The following is a 518-nucleotide window of genomic DNA, read 5'->3' as shown; positions in this document are numbered from 1 at the left end:
GCATCGGCAATGACATAATCGGTCATCACTTTGGTGATACTCGCCGGCTCAAATTGAACGGTACTATTATATTCAGCTAAGACAGCACCGGTATCATAATCCATAATAATCCAAGATTTTACGGCATACTCAGGAAGCTGCAAAGTGCTGGGCGATTGCGCAAATGAGAGTGAAACGGTTGTCATCGCGATCGCGCAAATTTTGAAGATTTTTTTAAACATAGTTGTTTTCATTCTTAAAAGTGGATAACAGTTGTGGATACAGGGAGAGAGAATGCGGCATATCCCGCCTCTTCTCGTGTCGGATAGTTTCCAATATAGACTCGATAGAGCCCTTTATCATACTTGACTTCTGTTGGCTGCTGTAGCCTATTTGCCATACTTCGCTGGAAGTTGATAGCATTTTGTTCGTTCCCAAAAGAGCCGAGCTGAATATGGTAGCTTGCAGCATTCTGTTGCACCGGGCGTTTATCGATCGAAGTTATCGTCGCTGTACTATTTTGCTGCTGATAGCTCTCC

At 43.6% G+C, this 518-nt stretch carries 1 protein-coding gene and 1 pseudogene; both read right to left on the bottom strand.

Features of this window, described 5'->3' with window-relative positions:
• A pseudogene (locus tag FK530_RS27745) lies at positions 1-233 on the bottom strand (hypothetical protein); the annotation flags it as partial.
• 2 nt (positions 234-235) lie between these two features.
• Positions 236-518: SPOR domain-containing protein (locus FK530_RS27740; RefSeq protein WP_146489542.1), on the bottom strand; the 283-nt coding region annotated here is incomplete at its 5' end.

The sequence above is a fragment of the Tsukamurella conjunctivitidis genome, from assembly GCF_007858475.1.
Classification (GTDB): Bacteria; Actinomycetota; Actinomycetes; order Mycobacteriales; family Mycobacteriaceae; genus Tsukamurella; species Tsukamurella conjunctivitidis.
Note: the sequence above shows the minus strand (reverse complement) of the source record. Positions and strands in the feature narration are given on the sequence as shown.